Raw genomic sequence first — 15,848 nt, 5'->3', positions numbered from 1 at the left:
CGGACAGTAAGCCCCCCACCTCAAAATTCAGCGGAAGCAAAGAAGTTAGGTGGGGGGCGGGCTGCCCGTAAAAAACCGATTGGTGAGGGCTGATTAAAGTTTCACTTTATCCTTTACTGTATCTTGTAATTACATTTCACCTTGCTATAGAGAAACAAAAAACATTTTTCTTATTCAATAATTCCAATTTCTAGAGCCTTTTGAACAGCTTCTTCTTTGTTACGGACTCCTAGCTTTGTATAAGCTGTAGAAGCATAATTTCTGACCGTACCATTTGACAAATATAACCTTGATGCTATGGTAGTGTATCGAAGTCCCTTTGCTACTAGCTGTAATATTTCTATCTCTCTAGCTGTTAGCTCATAAGCGGTTGCTTTTGATTGTGGTGTCTCTTTTTGCTTATCAAACTTCTCAAATATTTTTTGAGACATTTCCTGATCAATCAGTGTCCCACCTTTGTGAATAAGTCGGATCGTATTAGCTAGCTCCAACGTTTCAATAGATTTGAGTAAAAAACCATCCGCACCGTTGCGAAGCGATTCCAACGCCTGTTTGGTATCTTGAAACGTTGTAAAAATCAATATGCGGATATGTGGCCATTGTTGCTTAATCTTTTTGGTTGCTTCAACTCCATCCATTTGCTGCATATCTAAATCCATAAGGATAACATGGGGTTGAAGGCGCCCGCACAAATCTATGGCTTGATTGCCATCCTCGGCCAAACCCACTACATTTAAATCTTCATATCTATCGAGTAGTGTCCTCAAACTTTCTCGAACAAACGGCTGGTCGTCTACAATTAACAAACGAATAAGTCCATCTTTTATTTCAGTTTGTCGCGGTACGGTACATGTAACAAGCATTCCTTCATCCGGCTTTGTATATACAGACAATTGACCTTGCAAATTCATTGCTCGTTCTTTCATCGCATTCATACCGAAGCCTTCCTGCCATTCTACATTTCCTTTTCCATTATCTTGAACTTCTAATCTCGTATATTGTTGTTCAAACTGCAATGAAACTATAATTTCAGTTCCTTGACCATGACGTACTGCATTTGTAAGGGACTCTTGTAAGCAACGAATGAACGCTATCTTCGCTTGCCGAGACAATTCATATTCCTCTCCGTATGCCCGAAAACTTACATTAACTTGAGCGTGCTCCTGAAATTCGACTCCAAGATTTTGGAGAGATTGAATTAAGGAAGGCGATTGACACGGAGACTCCATTTGATGTAGGTAACCTCTCACGTCCTCGATGCTTTTACGTCCCATTTCAAGCAGAGAATCTAGCCTCTGTATACCCATTTCAGTAGCAAGTTCGGTGCGCAACGTTTCCATTCCCATAATAATAGAAGTATAAGCGTGACCAACTGTATCATGAAGCTCACTCGACAGTCTGTTTCGTTCTTCCGCCAGTGTAATGCGTTCAATCTGAGACATATATTGCTCAAGTACCGCGTTTTGTTTACGAATTGATTCATTTTGCTTATGATTGACGATTAATAAATGAAAAGCGAAGCCCATTACATATGCGAATCCATAATAGGTGACCATAACCCAATAGCTATTACTTGGCGCAACCGCATAGAAAATTCCAGTCGTTATAAAAACTGTTATTGGAGCTGTCCAATAATAGGACAAATGCTTACTATTTGCAGCAATTAGAAACACCGATATAAGAAATGTGTTGTAAGCTTCCGGAAATAATGAGGTTAAATATATACATAGTCCACCATATAGCAGTATTTCTGTGAACAAATAATATTTATAATTGAATAGTAAGGCTACCCATGGAATTGAGAAGGCAATAATTTCCCAAAGAATAATAATCCAAAGTGGTAATGTTAAACCATTTTGAAAATTTAATGTAGCTAGGATGATAGATACACTAGTAAGTAGACGAATCCCTAACATAATCCAATCATACCAAAACCAATACTTAACCATATCTAACAAGTCATTTACCTCCTAAATAGCCTGCCTTTTTACTTCCTATATTATAATTTAATCTTTCATGTCTTATTATACTTTTTAATTTAAAACTGTGATACTACTCACAGACTGTAAACCTCTATTGATTTAGTTGCCGAATCATACTACGTGTATAGCCCCCGATTTTCTTTGTCAAACCATCTACTATTCTAATACTTATGGCGGTAAATACTATACCCATAAACATTACAAAGAGTGATTTGGCAAAAGTATCTATCTGTATGAATATAATATTCATATCGATGTATCGATACAGTAGTGGTGCCAACAGGAACATAAGTGGCATTACATAAAAAATGATTGCACTAATGAGACTGAAAATGCCAATCACAAATTTCTGCATTAACCAATAGACAGCACACCAAGTGCGACGATCTGCAAGCACTAATTTCACCTGAGCCCAGTTCGATGTATCCATTGCTATACTTCGATCGTAAGAGTCTGTTGAAACATCTGTATAAATTTTCGTCTGTATGCGTTCGAATTGGATAAAGGGTGTGGTAGTCTGTAGTACGCGCATAATTAATGGAATCCCAACAACAGTAAATGAAAGGGTTAAACTAAATAGCAGAGCTATTAGATAAAAACAAAAATAAAACAATCCTGTAATGAAAGTTAGCAATAAAAAATAACCATTCTGGATGAATTTTGATTTCATAAAGTTCATCGCTCCTATCTATGTAATAACCGAATCATACTGCTTTTTTTGTCATTCTCACTAGTGTAAAAGTGTCATATGACAGTTTTAAATGAGATTGAAAAGGGGGGAGAACAGCTTACTTCTAGTTAAAAAAGATCCTTTTATCCCGCTATTTGCCGGGCAGTAAGACCCCCACCTCAAAATTCAGTGGAAGCAAATAAGTTAGGTGGGGGATGAATAAAATCCCGACTGATTAAAGTTTCACTTTATTAATCCTCCACAAAAAAACCGTTTTTGCATCTGCAAGAACGGTTTTTTTGTACTTTTATTTAATATGAGATGGACTTGTTTTTCGAATATGAAAAATAATATCAAATTGCTCAAGCAATGAAGTATCAAAGTATACCGAACTGTTCGGGAGGATTTGTCCTCCTATACTTAGTAATGGTCTTTTTGCTTTAACCCATTTCTCTGCCTGTCCTTTAAGGTGACGGTTATCCAATAAAAACATTTTATAGGGCACTTTTCCGAGAGTATAATTGAAACTTTTTACATCTTGTGGAATAGCGTCTGTTGTAATCTTACCTCCGGTGGAAGGATTATATTCGCTATATAAGGTGAAATTCCCCTCCGTAGTTGTACTACCAATTGTGACATAATTATTGTCTAAACGTTCCTTTAAAAACTGCCCCGCAACATCAGGATATAATTGTTCATCGATAATTCCTTTAGCTATATGAATATTGTGTCCCCATACCATCGTTTTACCACCAAATGTCTCTTGTGCCCACATTGCATGATCGGCCAAGTATTGCTCATGTAGCTTTATTATACTTGGATAGTCGTTAGGAAGTAGCATTGTGGTAAATTTCTCTATTGCACTTGCCGTTGCTTTTACCCACATGTACTCAGGTGAAACTATTTCTGTGTTGGCTTGCTCATTCTCATCATTTAGTAATCGGGCTACTCTCTCAGCGTTTGCTTTGAACTTCTCTTTCAATTCAGGAGTAAGTTTCATATATTCTTGTATACTTCCAGTAAAAGACGATAATTCTTTATAATTTTCTTCTACTTCTGCAAGCAAATTTGGTCGATGTACCCTTACATAATCAATTACTTTATTAAAGCTACCTTGGTCCAACGTTTTTAAGTCGATTCCAATAAATTGGATCTTCTTTTTATTGGATGGATCAGCATTATAATCTTTCATCCACTCAATCATGGCTATAATTTCATCAGTAGGATATAACAAATTTAAAAATTCCCTAGGGTTTCCTTTTCCTGTTTGGATATATTCATTTAGCTTTAAGCCGTTTCCCCAATCTTCTTCCATTGTGAAATTTGTAAAGCCCATCTCAGTAACCAAATATTTCACAAGGCGAAACTTCATAGTGAAAATTTCAGAGCTTCCATGAGTATTCTCTCCTAATCCTACATATTGTGCGCTCCCAATCATTTTCTTAAGTGGTTTTAAATCTTCAAATGGTTTTGACGGTTCTATCGTTTTTAATGGGTTAGCCTGTGATTGTATTGATTTAACTATATTTTTTTGGATTGATTGACCTGAGTTTTCGACTGCTACAGTTTGAGCGTTTCCTACTTCCCCACATCCTGTGACTAATAAAGCTGTACTAACCATTGCAATCATTTTTTTCTTATTCATTTTTGCTCACCTCAATTGAATTATTTGTAAAAGCAAGATTGATTCATGTACTTACACGAATTAATTGCCTTAATTCAATTGTTATTTATTCCATATCATATTTTCTAGTTACATATTGTCATAAGGTTAATTGACACAAGTCATAGGCTAATCATTACACTTTTGTACTATCGGCTATGACACCTTATAAATAATAATTACATTGTTGAGCCGCAAGTAAGATTAGATTATGAATTTGGGAGGGATTGTAAAGATGAATGAATCTGTATGCCAAAATATTTTTATTCTAAGTTGTAGCTGTTGAAATGACAGGAAGTAAATTTAATAAACAAATGAATAAAAGGGGAAGGGCGGATTACAATGTTGTTACACGGAGAAGCATTCCATAATAAAGATAAAATCCAACGTGCTAAAATAGGACTTCAACTCTTTCTAAGTATCTTAACCATTACTTCCATTATCCTAAATGTAGTAGTAATGGTTACTAACAGTATGCCGCTTATTGTGGTATATATGTTTACCCCAGCATTTTCTTCTATTTTGACTCGCATAATACTGAAAGAAGGGTTTAAAGATGTATCTTTTAGTCTCGGTAACTTAAAGGTATGGAAGGGGATTGGTTTTGCTCTGCTAATACCTATGATTATTTGTGGAATTACTTATTCTATAGCCTGGTTGAGCGGAATTGCGGGGTTTCAGCATCCCGAAGGTGGTATGTTAGAACCGATCTACAATATACTTGGACTTCAGTATCTACCGGAACCAATCAGTTTCATTTATCTAGTAGTATTGAGCGGCGTTTTAGGAAGCTTGCTTAACTTAATCCCAGTTTTAGGAGAAGAAATGGGCTGGCGAGGTTATATGCTCACAAGGCTAATCGATGCAGAGTTTTCACGGCCTATCCTTATTAGTGGATTGATTTGGGCAACGTGGCATGTTCCAATTGTTATCGCTGGTCTATATGTAGAGGGAACATCTGTCTTTCTTTCAGTACTTGGCATCTATTTTTGTATTGTGCCATTCAGTTACATTACAGCTTATTTACGACTTATCACAGGTAGCGTTTGGCCTTCGGTTATCATCCATACCACTTGGAATGCCATTATTCAAGGACCTTTCGCACGTGCAAGTACAGGATATCAAACTGAGATTTGGATTGGAGAATCTGGCTTGATAACCGCTATTATTATCTTGATTACTGCAATAATTACGTCTCGAATCGTAAATTTTACTAAATAGCATATGGATGTGTTTTAAATTTAATTAGTGAAATATGACAAGGTGAAATAAGATGCTCCTAAAAATATTAGAAAAAATCTAGTTGAACAGACTCTTACTTAATCTTAGGCTGCTGGATATGTGGGGGACATCAAGCTAAGAAAATAAACTTGGTTGCCATAAAAAACATAATGTTTTCATTTAAAGGCTATGAGATGAAATTTCATCATCTTCATCAAGTTTGACCTTCAGGAAATAAAAAGTTAAACGATTATACAAATACTCTAACTGAAAAAACGATAGTCCTTCTACATTTTAGATAGAAGGACTATCGTTTTTTTTTGACAAAATTAGGAGGTGATGTTCATAAAACGGATAATATAATTCGTATTTTACGTAAAGAGAAAAAGTTTTCCAAAGAAGATGTAGTTAATTCCCTTGGTATAACGGTTGATTGAAATTTCATTTTATAACTTGTAAAGGGCTGTGCAATGCATCGTACTATTAAAAAATCTAAATTTAATCATTAAATTGCGATAAAATGTGGTCGGAAATAATGAAATTTTAGGAAAAATAAGGTACACTAGTCTATGATTTTAATTGAAAATCGTTTGACGTTAATACATACGGGGGAAAGATTGATGAACAACAATACAACAAATGAATCAGTTGAAGAAATTGATCAAAAACGAGTAAGATCAAACAAACGTTATACAAATTGGAAGTTTATCGCAGCGGGTATTGGTGTAATTGCACTTCTTATTGGGGGAATGAGTTATTACCAGGCAACTCACTTCAATTCGAATGTTACAATTAATGACACAAAAGTTGGTGGTCTGAGCGCTGATCAAGCAATACAAAAATTAAAGACATCTGGACTAGCAAACAAAGTCTATGTTGATCAACAACAAATTTTAGATGAAAAAGATACAAAAACGGAACTTACGGAAAAAGATTTGCCTCAAATTAAGAAACTATTAAAAAGCCAGTGGACATTTTTCCCTTCTTCAAAGGGGAAAAATTATTCATTGCTACCAGAGAAGGCAGATCAGTATCGTAGTGAAACGATGAAAAAACTTGTGGAAGAAAAGCTCATCTCTATGAATGAGAAATTAAAAGCGCCTCAAGATGCTATGGCGAAGCTAGAACAAGGGAAAATTGTTATTTCGAAAAGTGTGGAAGGAAAACAGTATGATGTTACTAGTCTACTGAAAGATTATGATAAGCAAAAATATAAAAGCGAAATTCATCTGAAGTCTGCATACATAAAACCTATTAAAGAAGACGATCCGATTGTCAAAAAAGAGGAGAAAGCACTACAGAATCTTCTTGGGCAGTCTGTTGAGTATAAAGTGCAGGATGAAGTTTATCCTTTAAAAGCGAAAGATTTAATTCAAAATGCCTCTATGTCAAAGGATATGAAAGTTACAATTGATGCGAGTGACATTAAGAAGAAAATTACTGAAATTAATAATGCCAAATCAACATTAAATAAAGATTTCTCATTTAAAACTCATTCCGGTTCAGTCATATCAGTAAAAGGACAAGGATACGGCTGGGCACTAGATGTTGAAAAAGAAACTAAACAAGTTCAACAAGCCTTTGAGAAAGGCGAAAAATCGCTTTCTGCTTCTAATATTCACGGAAATGGTTGGGAGAAGGAAGGTATCGGTTATAAAACAACATCGAATAATGGCATCGGAGACACGTATGCAGAAGTTTCAATTGCAGAGCAACAAATTTGGATTTACAAAGATGGAAAATTAGTTGTTACAACAAATGTAGTAACTGGTAAACATAGTACTGGTGAAGATACATCACCAGGTGTGTGGTACGTTCTATATAAACGAACACCATACACGCTAAGAGGTAGCGCAGTAGGAAAAGCTGATTATGCGGTTAAAGTAGATTACTGGGTTCCATTCACAAATAGTGGTCAAGGATTCCACGATGCTGGCTGGCGAAAAGACTGGGGAAATAACGCTTATTTAACAGGAGGATCAGGTGGATGTGTGAACCTTCTTCCTAATGTTGCAAAAACTGTATATGATAGTTTGAACACTTATGATCCAGTTATCGTGTACTAAAAAATAGCTACGTATCAAGAAATAAACAAAGCAGGAAATCTTACCTAATGGTATATGAAAAAACACCTCTTGCATTCGCATACTAAGTGTGCAAATGCAATGGAGGTGTTTTTGTTTGAATACAAGAGTGTATTGCTTATAAGAAACAAAGTAGGAAGAGATTAAGAATAAGTATTCAAATAGTCAATAAAATTGACAATGAATATCATTTTCACTTAATATAGAATCGTCGCATTTAATTAGACATGAATTTTTTGTTAATATAATAGATTTCTATTAAGTTGTCACATTTAAGAACTATCATTAAATCTTTTAAGAATTTAAATGTAAGAAAGGGTAATATAAAATGAACTGGAAAAAAGGCGGATTATGGGTTATTATTTTTTTCGTTGTAAAAGGCACAATTTCTACACTTTTAATCGTTACAGGTGCTAAATATTTTGATCTATCATTTATGCAACTTATCTTATTAATTCTGACCTTATTAGTGATTTCTCTAATAAGCCGAAAATTGCTGTATAGACATAAACAAAACAAAAAGCAAAAAGAGCTAAATATATAATGGAGCCCCAGAGACCGTTGGATTTCTGGGGTTTTATTTCGATAGTTTTTTCGCATGTATATCAATTTAACAGAATAGGTTGTCCAAAATGATAAAATCGATGATGTTTAAAATGCGTCAGTTATTTTTACATAAGGATTGTAGAGAGCCTTTAAATATTAATCTTTATTTTGAAGCGACAGATGCGCATACATTATGCTCGTTTTTCCATTGGTAGTTTAAAGGTAAAAGTACTGCCTTCTCCTAATTTACTTTCAACCGTAATTTCTCCTCCGTGTAGTTCGATAATCCATTTTACCATCGACAATCCTAAACCTGTGTTTCCGATGTTTGAAGATGTGCGTGCTGCGTCAACTCGATAGAAGCGGTCCCATATTTTCGTAATATGTTGCTCGCTGATGCCGATGCCATTATCGGAGACTTTACCTATTATGTTGGTTTCATCACGGAATAGTTGCATATTCACAGTTCCGCTCGCTTTACTATAAGCAATCGCATTCGTTAGTAAATTCATTAATAAACGCATCATCAATGTTTGATCTGCTTTAATAAACAGGTCTTCCTCTATATTAGTTGTTATTTCAATCGAATTTTCTTGAACCATTAATGAAAGTTCTTCTACAACGATTTCCGTTAATTCACTCATATTAATACATTCAAATTGGAAAGTATTATGGTTTCCTTGGTCAGCTCTTGCTAATAATAAGAGTTGTGAGATTAGAGCGGACATTTTACGTGATTGCTTTAAAATTACTTCTAACGATTCTTCCATTTCTTTCGGGTTATTCCTCTGCGATAAAGCGTATTCGCATTGTGAAATAATAACAGATGTTGGTGTTCTTAATTCATGAGATGCGTCAGATGTAAATTGTTTTTCACTTTCAAATGATGTCTCCAATCGCTCGAACATTTTGTCAAAGGTTTGGGCTAAATGATAAATTTCATCTTTTGGTGAACCTTGTAAATGAATTCTTTTCGAAAGGTCTTTACCATCACCAATTTTACTAGCTGAATCACTCATTTGTTGCACAGGTCGAAACGCTCTTTGCGTAATAAAATATCCTCCCGCTGCCGCAATGAGAATAAGTAATGGGAATGAGATGAGTGTTATGACAATAAGTGTATTCATCGTTGAAGATAATTGGCTCATGGTCATTATTCCACGAATCCAGACTTGCTCATCGTCGCCTCCATTATGGAGAAAATCATATACAATCCATTCTTTATTACCGTCTATAATGGTTTGTATTTCATCGGATTTAAGCGATACCTTTTTATTAAAGTTTGTAGGACTATTTCCTGCTAGCAGCTCACCTTGTTTATTATAAATACTTATATTTACGCCATCTTCTAAGGCTTCAAAATCATCGTCCATGTTTAAGTGTCCATGCTTATATTCGATATCTTCCATGCTTTCTTTTACTGTGCTCTTCAATTTATCTTTCATATTAAAAAGCAAAACTTTATCTGAAGAAGTTAAAATAAAAGCTAACACGAGTGCCATAATAATTACAATTAGCCCCGTATACCACAGGGTTACTCTCATTTTTATTGATAGTCTTTTCATGATTCTACTCGCAATACGTAACCAGTTCCTCGTACTGTATGAATTAACTTCGTTTCAAACTGGCTATCAATTTTTTTGCGAAGATAGCGGACGTAAACATCAATAATATTTGAGCCACCTTCATAGTCGTAATTCCACACATGTTGCTCAATTTTATCTCGTGTCAGCACAACTTCTTTATTACGAATCATATATTCTAAAATAGCAAATTCCTTACTGGAAAGAGTGATAACTTGGTCTCCTCGTGTTACTTTATGCATATTGCAATCTACCACTAGGTCAGCGATTTCAAACACATTAGATGTATTTCCTGTTTTTCTTCGCATTAACACTCGAATTCTTGCTAACAGTTCGTCAAAAGCAAACGGCTTTACTAAATAATCATCCGCACCTAAGTCGAGTCCTGTTACACGATCATCAATTGTATCTTTAGCTGTAAGAAGCAAGACAGGAGTTGTATTATTGTCCGCGCGTAATCTTTGTAATACTTGTAAACCATCTATTCCTGGAATCATAATGTCAAGCACAATCAAATCGTAGGTAGCCATGTTTATATAATCCAAGGCATCTTCTCCATTCCCACATGCATCGACACTATAATGTTCTGCATTTAATCGTTTTACCAATATATTTTGTAAGTCTTGTTCATCTTCGACAATAAGAACTCGCATTAACATTCTCCTTTTCTTCTTATTAATATGTATCACTATAATTCAAAAACATTAAAGCAAGATTAGAAACGATTTAATTATATCATTTTATCCAGCATTAACGGGCAGTAAGACTCCTCCTTCAAAATTCGGCGAATGCGAGGGAGTTAGGGGAAGTCGGGCTACCCGTAAAAGTCTTCACTTTATTTTTTTATACATTAATCTTCCTTTAATGTTTGTTCAGTAATATAAAGGCAAGGATAAGGTGCACATGTAAAGGGAGGAAAACAGAATGCGAAAATGGATGCTGATTGGAGCGATATCTTGTGTATTGTTAACAGCTTGTTCTACTCAAGCTGTTAACAATACAGAAGTGCAACAACTGAAAGTGGAAAATGATAAATTACAAAAAGAAGTTGCTCAACTACAACAAGAACCAAACAAAACAGAGCCTGCTACGAATGATACGAAGCAAACACAAGATTTCAAAAACGAAGTCACATCTATTGTAGAAAAGGCAAATAACACGAAACCAGTTGGAGCAAAAGAAGATAACTTAAATATGTACTTGGCAACAAAAAAAGAAATTGACCAATTGGATGACAAGATAGATCTATCTGATAATCAGCTAGAAGCAGATTATCACGCTGGAACGATAACTGTTGAACAATATCAAACGCAAGAAAAAGAACACGATATACTGGAAGATCAATTAGAGCAAGCAGAAAATGCGCTTGAAGCAAGATTTGGAATAGAGGAGTAATCATTAAGGAGTGGATGAAAATGTTAAAACATAAAAAGAAAATAATTATAAGTGTAATTGCTATTTTAGTAAGTGGTATTGCTATTGTTGGTGGATATTATGGTATGGGTTACAATTATGCAAAAAAGAATGAAAACTACACAGAGAAACAAGTTCGTGAAATTTCTTTAGCTCATACAAATGGAGAAATTATTAATGTGAAAAAAGAATTCGAATTAGAAGATGATAACTTAGCACAATCAAAATTTGAATATGAAGTAGAAATCAAGACACCTGATAATTTGTTAAATATTTTAAAGGTTAGTGCTAGAACAGGTACAATAGAAATCGATAATGAAGATTGAAAAAATATCGACAAATAAAATATTACGTACTTGATTTTTGTTATCGATAGCGAAGAAAAAGACGGTTCCCTAATTTTACAAGGGAATCGTCTTTTTTTTGTTCTATGGATCTATGCATTTTTTATACTTTCCTATCCTGGTGCGGTTTTAGGGTTCTTGTCTGTTATTGGATTAACTGAAAAACTGTATAAAACCTTGTATACCCTTAGTGTGGTTTTTCCGAAATACTGGCGGTACCCCGTCGCTATCAATCTAAGCTCATACAACGTCAATTATATTAGGGGGTGTTTCAGTTCTCGTTTTATCTTTTTACAATGATGAATATGAAATAATGACTTCCACTTATAAGAATGTGAAGAAGTGTTGATGCCAGTTGGAGCTGTTGTAAAGGTTGAGGGTGGAATCTAAGGGAATATCAGAGATGTGCATGAAAGGTTATTAATCCATCTTCTATAAAATCGTGGGATTATATATGCACTTATTATCCTGGAGATTTTAAAATAAAACCTATCTAATTATAGAAGTGATTTGAACGTAAGGAAATTGTAAGAAATGGATAAGAAAAAAGAAATTTTTATTGTGTAGGATACAAATATAGAGAAGCGTAAAAGAGGGAGGGTAAATAGGATACATTTATACGAAAAACAAACTAGTAATAAGAGCATTCTATTGGTGGCAATTACTGAAAGAACAGAATACTCACTACAGTTCCTACAGGAAAGGGAAGAATCAATGGATATGGTCTAGGAATCTATGAAATTATATTTCCTAACGGTGTCCCGATATGGGAACATACAGATGTTATTCTAGGATTTGATACTTTTGCTGGAGGGGCATATGTTGACGGCAATTTGAACAGTATGGGTAGAGCCGAGAATACTGGGCTTTTTAAAAGTATTTTACTTGTTGAATATAGACAGTAGGGATAAAGCCAGAATAGTAGTTTATGTGATGTTTGTAATTGAACAAATAAAAGATGAAATCGACCATTTATCTAAGGAGGAATTTTTCTTATGGAAAATAAATTATCTGGAGTGTTAGCCGCTACCTTAGCTCTAACGATGAGTCTACCAACAGGAGCGATAGCGTCTTCTAGCAGTAAGACTCCGGTTGTATCTAGCCAAGAAGTTGCTAGCAAAGATTTGGAGAAGATTGCTGCAGAGAACGCTGCACTGCTCACGAAGTCCTATGAGACGACTAGTGTACAGTATGCGCTGATTGATAATGGTAAACTTATTTTGTCGGGGCAGACAGGTAAGAACGACATAGAAGGGAAAGAGCCACTAACCAAAGATACTCTATACGGAATTGGTTCAACCAGTAAAGTATATACAGCTGCGGCTGTTATGAAACTGGTAGACGAAGGAAAAGTTGATTTGGATGCTCCTGTTGCCCGCTATATTCCTGATTTCAAAATGAAAGATAAACGATATAAGCGTATTACACCGCGTATGCTGTTGAATCACTCCTCGGGTTTGCAAGGTTCGACGTTCAATAATGCATTTTTATTTAAAGATAATGATGCTTATGCCCATGATATATTATTGCAACAATTGTCCAACCAAAACTTGAAGTCAGACCCTGGTGCGTTCTCAGTATACTGTAATGACGGTTTTACACTGGCTGAGATCTTGGTAGAAAGAGTCAGCGGTATGAGTTTTACTGAATTTCTACATCAAAAGTTTACAGAGCCATTAAAACTGAATCATACGATAACATCGCAAGACAAATGGGAAGACGAAAAGCGGGCTGGACTGTATTCTCCGACATACCAGGGACAGCTACCAAGTGAAATGGTGAATCTAATTGGTACGGGAGGAATCTCTTCTACTGCAGAAGATGTGGTGCGATTCTCACAAATATTTATGGGACAGGGAAAAGAAATTCTCTCTAATAAAGCAGTCAAGGCGATGGAACAAGAAGAATATAAAAAAGGAATGTGGCCGGGAGATAGCGGAAATGTGTTCAACTATGGACTTGGCTGGGATAGTGTGAAACTATACCCATTCAGTGAATATGGGATAAAAGCGTTGACTAAGGGTGGAGATACGATACTGCAACATGCTACATTGGTCGTGCTTCCAGAACAGAAGATGGCAGCAGCTGTATTGTCCTCCGGCGGCAGCAGCATGACAAATCAACTGTTGGCAAATAAATTACTGCTAGCTAGGCTTAAAGAGAAAGGGACAATTAGGGATATAAAGCCAGATAAATCCTTCGGCAAGCCCGTCAAGGCTAAAGTACCTCAAGACGTGGTAAAAAAAGCAGGATTTTATGGAAATAGCTATAGCCATTTCAAAATAGAAATTACGAAGAAGGGAGAACTGGTTTTACCAACTAAACCGGAAGAAAAATATGTATATACGGCGGATGGAAGCTTTATAAATGAGAAGGGTACTTCCAAGCTTAACTTCGTCACAGAGAAGAATGGAAAAGTTTATTTGAGAGAGAGCACATATGAATTATCACCGGGATTGGGGCAAAATGTGCTGACTCACTATTTAGCCCAGAAATTAGAAAACAATGTGTTACCGAAGAAAACAGCTGCTGCATGGGCGAAGCGCGAGGGTGGCAAGTTCTATCTCGTTAACGAAAAATTTAATTCTATGAACTATCTAGGGCAACTAATGCCTCTTAACACACAAATTACGATCAAGGATGGATATTGGGACGGCAAAAAAATTACAGGTCCGAATACGGCGACGCATCAAATTCAAATTCCTGTGATGAATGGGCGGGATACAAAGGAAGCCCATTTCTATACAGAGGATGGTACTGAATATATGGAGATGTCTAGCTTTTTATACGTCAGTGAATCTAACGTAAAACCCCTTGATACAGGTCAATTATCGAAAGTTACATTGCAAAAAAATGGGCATGCGAAATGGTTTACGGTCCCGCAAGAGGCAGCAGGGAAAACGATGAATGTGGAGTTGCCATCAGGAAGTTCATTCGCGGTGTATGATGAGAATGGAGTATGCGTCAATTTTACCGTCGTTAGTGATAATAACAAAGTGAAACTACCAGAGAACGGAACGGTTGTATTTGCTGGCGCACCGAACTCCGAATTTACAGTCGCATTGAACTAGCTACAACTCGGGATAGACTTCAATAAAACAGTGCGACATGGAAAAGATATTTTATTTGTATCTTAAGTATTACCTTAAATGATATTACACTTAAATTCTTAGCTTAATAGCAATGGGATAGCACCACATGCCTATCAGCCTAAGAAAATAAATTAACCCCATGTCCATCAAGCTAGTAAAAAAAAATACCCCAAAAATAGTAAAATTGACATCCCCAGAGTAAAAATGTTAAAAATTATTGTTTAGGGGGCAGCGTAAAACATTAGTTTGATAGCGATATGGCGCTACTCATAAAAAAGAAATAGGAGAGAATATCCTATTTCTTTTTATTAATATAATAAAATGTAATGAATAGATCCAAAGTAATGATAATAATTAGAAGTAACAAGTGTATAAGTGCATCAGTTTTTCCGTTTAGTAAAGACTTTACAAAGAAATCCCATTCTGTTTCATAGGGAGGTTCTACCCAATTTCGTTGCAGACCTAATACCATTCCATTTATAAAATAGACAATACTTAATAGAATCCTTCCAACAAATAAGGCAGCTGTTTTTATATTCCAATCCTTTATCTTGATGACATAAAGGATTGGAAATAGTATCAGTATCCAAAAAACAAGAATAAAGACTGTATTTCCCATTCTCTCCTCCTAACAAAATGATTGTATTTTTAATCTTGGTAAATTCTTAGGTTGGAGGTATGTTTCATTGTTACTGGTTAAAAACAAGGACCGTAATTCCGGTTCTTTTTCTATTCCGCAAAATAAAGGTTTGCTTTATCTCTCAGTTTCAAAAAACTCAATCCATTCTCCATCAGGACCAGCGAAGAATATGTAACGTGTTCCATCTGGTAATGTTTCGATTTCTTCTCCTAGTAAAAAGGTTACTTTATGTTTCTGTATTCTTTCGATTTCATTCTCTAATGAATCTACTTTAAAGCAAATGTGATGTACTTTTCCTTCTGCCGGAAGAGAAGAGTTATAACCTTCAATGAGTTCTAGTATCGTTTCCTTTGATTCTTCCACACCTAAAAAAGCGAGTTTTAAGTCTGGATTCGGGTGTCCCATACGTTTAATGAGCTGTAAGCCAACTACTTCTTCATAAAATGAAATAGATGTTTCTAAGTTTGCGACCATAAGTCCGACGTGTTCAATTCTTCTAACTGACATGTAGATTCCTTCTTTCTGAAAATTATATACAATATATTATTGAAAATTAAGAAAATAAGCAAGATAAAAACCTTACAAATTTTAGCGTGTTATATGGTATAGT

Annotated in this window: 13 protein-coding genes; 6 read left to right on the top strand and 7 right to left on the bottom strand. The window is 35.4% G+C overall.

Going from position 1 to position 15,848, the window contains the following annotated elements; translation table 11 throughout:
• Positions 1–170 precede the first annotated feature (170 nt).
• The 3 genes from F3I02_RS02690 to F3I02_RS02680 all read right to left on the bottom strand — a co-directional run bounded on the left by F3I02_RS02690 (position 171) and on the right by F3I02_RS02680 (position 4,297).
• Positions 171–1,958 carry a response regulator gene (locus F3I02_RS02690; protein ID WP_196477546.1) on the bottom strand — a complete coding sequence of 596 codons (1,788 nt, stop codon included), beginning with the start codon at positions 1,956–1,958 and terminating at the stop codon, positions 171–173.
• Between the two features lie 115 nt (positions 1,959–2,073).
• Positions 2,074–2,652 (bottom strand): sensor domain-containing protein, encoded by a 579-nt coding sequence (locus F3I02_RS02685; protein ID WP_000836847.1) that lies wholly within the window; start codon positions 2,650–2,652, stop codon positions 2,074–2,076.
• Positions 2,653–2,959: 307 nt separating this feature from the next.
• Entirely contained in the window at positions 2,960–4,297 is a 1,338-nt protein-coding gene (locus tag F3I02_RS02680) for an erythromycin esterase family protein (RefSeq protein ID WP_061884370.1), read from the bottom strand.
• 360 nt (positions 4,298–4,657) lie between these two features.
• Between F3I02_RS02680 and F3I02_RS02675 the strand changes: the two genes are divergently transcribed.
• The 3 genes from F3I02_RS02675 to F3I02_RS02665 all read left to right on the top strand — a co-directional run bounded on the left by F3I02_RS02675 (position 4,658) and on the right by F3I02_RS02665 (position 8,164).
• Positions 4,658–5,536 carry a CPBP family intramembrane glutamic endopeptidase gene (locus tag F3I02_RS02675; protein ID WP_196477545.1) on the top strand — a complete coding sequence of 293 codons (879 nt, stop codon included), beginning with the start codon at positions 4,658–4,660 and terminating at the stop codon, positions 5,534–5,536.
• Positions 5,537–6,156: 620 nt separating this feature from the next.
• Positions 6,157–7,602 carry a L,D-transpeptidase family protein gene (locus F3I02_RS02670; protein ID WP_001064078.1) on the top strand — a complete coding sequence of 482 codons (1,446 nt, stop codon included), beginning with the start codon at positions 6,157–6,159 and terminating at the stop codon, positions 7,600–7,602.
• Between the two features lie 346 nt (positions 7,603–7,948).
• Positions 7,949–8,164 (top strand): hypothetical protein, encoded by a 216-nt coding sequence (locus F3I02_RS02665; protein WP_001104104.1) that lies wholly within the window; start codon positions 7,949–7,951, stop codon positions 8,162–8,164.
• A gap of 193 nt (positions 8,165–8,357) precedes the next feature.
• Here the strand turns inward: F3I02_RS02665 and F3I02_RS02660 are convergent, their stop codons facing one another.
• The gene (locus tag F3I02_RS02660) at positions 8,358–9,731 is read right to left on the bottom strand and encodes a sensor histidine kinase (protein WP_196477544.1); all 1,374 of its coding nucleotides are present in this window, start codon (positions 9,729–9,731) and stop codon (positions 8,358–8,360) included.
• A complete protein-coding gene (locus tag F3I02_RS02655; protein ID WP_001264526.1) occupies positions 9,728–10,402 on the bottom strand; it encodes a response regulator transcription factor in 675 nt (224 codons plus the stop codon). The genes F3I02_RS02660 and F3I02_RS02655 overlap by 4 nt, the downstream gene beginning before the upstream one ends.
• Positions 10,403–10,673: 271 nt before the next feature.
• Here F3I02_RS02655 and F3I02_RS02650 point away from each other — a divergent pair, with 271 nt between their 5' ends.
• From F3I02_RS02650 to F3I02_RS02640, 3 genes are all read left to right on the top strand, one after another.
• Positions 10,674–11,144, top strand: a complete 471-nt coding sequence (locus tag F3I02_RS02650; protein WP_001233663.1) for a hypothetical protein — start codon at positions 10,674–10,676, stop codon at positions 11,142–11,144.
• A gap of 20 nt (positions 11,145–11,164) precedes the next feature.
• On the top strand, positions 11,165–11,488 hold the full coding sequence (locus F3I02_RS02645; RefSeq protein WP_000912129.1) for a PepSY domain-containing protein: 324 nt from the start codon (positions 11,165–11,167) through the stop codon (positions 11,486–11,488).
• A gap of 1,013 nt (positions 11,489–12,501) precedes the next feature.
• A complete protein-coding gene (locus F3I02_RS02640) occupies positions 12,502–14,577 on the top strand; it encodes a serine hydrolase domain-containing protein (protein WP_196477543.1) in 2,076 nt (691 codons plus the stop codon).
• Between the two features lie 316 nt (positions 14,578–14,893).
• Here F3I02_RS02640 and F3I02_RS02635 read toward each other — a convergent pair whose 3' ends face one another.
• On the bottom strand, positions 14,894–15,217 hold the full coding sequence (locus F3I02_RS02635; RefSeq protein WP_000528641.1) for a hypothetical protein: 324 nt from the start codon (positions 15,215–15,217) through the stop codon (positions 14,894–14,896).
• 135 nt (positions 15,218–15,352) lie between these two features.
• Positions 15,353–15,745, bottom strand: coding sequence for a VOC family protein (locus tag F3I02_RS02630; RefSeq protein ID WP_000116337.1), 393 nt, complete (start codon positions 15,743–15,745; stop codon positions 15,353–15,355).
• Between the last annotated feature and the right edge of the window lie 103 nt (positions 15,746–15,848).

This window comes from Bacillus sp. SRB3LM (genome assembly GCF_015712745.1).
Taxonomy (GTDB): Bacteria; Bacillota; Bacilli; order Bacillales; family Bacillaceae_G; genus Bacillus_A; species Bacillus_A thuringiensis_K.
Note: the sequence above shows the minus strand (reverse complement) of the source record. Positions and strands in the feature narration are given on the sequence as shown.

Excerpts from the sequence above, each read along its gene's own strand:
- F3I02_RS02685 (WP_000836847.1), bottom strand. The coding sequence starts at position 2,652 with ATGAAATCAAAATTCATCCAGAATGGTTATTTTTTATTGCTAACTTTC.
- F3I02_RS02680 (WP_061884370.1), bottom strand. The coding sequence starts at position 4,297 with ATGAATAAGAAAAAAATGATTGCAATGGTTAGTACAGCTTTATTAGTC.
- F3I02_RS02675 (WP_196477545.1), top strand. The coding sequence starts at position 4,658 with ATGTTGTTACACGGAGAAGCATTCCATAATAAAGATAAAATCCAACGT.
- F3I02_RS02670 (WP_001064078.1), top strand. The coding sequence starts at position 6,157 with ATGAACAACAATACAACAAATGAATCAGTTGAAGAAATTGATCAAAAA.
- F3I02_RS02665 (WP_001104104.1), top strand. The coding sequence starts at position 7,949 with ATGAACTGGAAAAAAGGCGGATTATGGGTTATTATTTTTTTCGTTGTA.
- F3I02_RS02660 (WP_196477544.1), bottom strand. The coding sequence starts at position 9,731 with ATGAAAAGACTATCAATAAAAATGAGAGTAACCCTGTGGTATACGGGG.
- F3I02_RS02655 (WP_001264526.1), bottom strand. The coding sequence starts at position 10,402 with ATGCGAGTTCTTATTGTCGAAGATGAACAAGACTTACAAAATATATTG.
- F3I02_RS02650 (WP_001233663.1), top strand. The coding sequence starts at position 10,674 with ATGCGAAAATGGATGCTGATTGGAGCGATATCTTGTGTATTGTTAACA.
- F3I02_RS02645 (WP_000912129.1), top strand. The coding sequence starts at position 11,165 with ATGTTAAAACATAAAAAGAAAATAATTATAAGTGTAATTGCTATTTTA.
- F3I02_RS02640 (WP_196477543.1), top strand. The coding sequence starts at position 12,502 with ATGGAAAATAAATTATCTGGAGTGTTAGCCGCTACCTTAGCTCTAACG.
- F3I02_RS02635 (WP_000528641.1), bottom strand. The coding sequence starts at position 15,217 with ATGGGAAATACAGTCTTTATTCTTGTTTTTTGGATACTGATACTATTT.
- F3I02_RS02630 (WP_000116337.1), bottom strand. The coding sequence starts at position 15,745 with ATGTCAGTTAGAAGAATTGAACACGTCGGACTTATGGTCGCAAACTTA.